Raw genomic sequence first — 1,197 nt, 5'->3', positions numbered from 1 at the left:
ACCCATACAGATGGAACGAATTAACCCCATACTGGCTCTTGTCCAATGGTCGATTAGGCAAGTAGTGAAGGCAATAGTCGCAAGTGTAAGCGTAAGCCAGATGGGGGTAAGATGTAACCAGAAGCCAACGCCCAGATGTAAAGTCTCATGCACGGTTCTGAATGGGAGGGGGAGATGGTAACATCTCTCTCGACCCCTAATCGGACGGCTCAGTTTGTCCGTAACAAATCTGTGCGCTATTGGATGGATAGCCAAGATGTGGGCAAATATGACCTCAGTAAGCTCTGCAAAGCGTTGGCTGAGGAGTTTCCCTTTGCCAAGAAACTCAACTCAATGGCTCGTCAGGCAGCAGCAGAACGAGCATGGAGTTCAATCACTCGGTTCTATGACAACTGCAAAAAGGGCATTAAGCCCGTAGGCTATCCCAAGTTCAAGAAGCATTCCCGCTCAGTGGAGTACAAAACCTCCGGGTGGAAACTGCTTGAACCGAAGCGTATCAAATTCACCGATGGCTTTGGAATTGGGGAATTGCGGTTAATTGGCAGCTACGATCTGGCCCGCTATGATGAATCCCTAATTAAGCGAGTTCGTTTAGTACGTCGTGCCGATGGCTACTATGTTCAGTTCTGCATTCAGGTGGATGTTCGAGAAGAACTCAAACCGTCAGGAAATACCGTGGGTTTAGATGTCGGACTCAAAGAGTTCTACACCGATTCAAACGGAGAATGCAAACCGAACCCGAGGTTTGACCGAAACGCCGAGAAAAAGCTGAAACGCACTCACCGAAGGGTTAGTAAAAAACAGAAAGGCTCTGCCAACCGAAAAAAAGCCGTCAATCGACTCGGACGAGTACACCTCAAAATAAGTCGGCAACGTGAAGAACACGCCAAGAGACTGGCGCGTTGCGTAATCCGATCTAACGATCTGGTGGCCTACGAAGATTTGAGGATACGGAATCTAGTCAAGAACCACTGTCTCGCCAAGTCGATTCACGATGCGGGTTGGTATCAGTTCAGGAAATGGTTGGAACATTTTGGAGTGAAGTTCGGCAGGATAACCGTTGCGGTGAATCCTGTCTATACCTCTCAAAAATGCTCGAGTTGCGGCACGGTTGTCCAGAAAAGTCTCTCGACTCGAACTCACGTTTGTCAGTGTGGGTGCGAGTTAGATAGAGACCACAACGCAGCCATCAACATC

The 1,197-nt window shown here is 48.7% G+C and carries 1 protein-coding gene; it reads left to right on the top strand.

The genetic code is table 11. The features are described from left to right. Positions 1 to 147: 147 nt before the first annotated feature. Positions 148 to 1,197: transposase (locus LKE08_RS00130; protein WP_324702169.1), on the top strand; the 1,050-nt coding region annotated here is incomplete at its 3' end.

Source organism: Lyngbya sp. CCY1209 (genome assembly GCF_035615495.1).
Lineage (GTDB): Bacteria > Cyanobacteriota > Cyanobacteriia > Cyanobacteriales > Microcoleaceae > Limnospira.
Note: the sequence above shows the minus strand (reverse complement) of the source record. Positions and strands in the feature narration are given on the sequence as shown.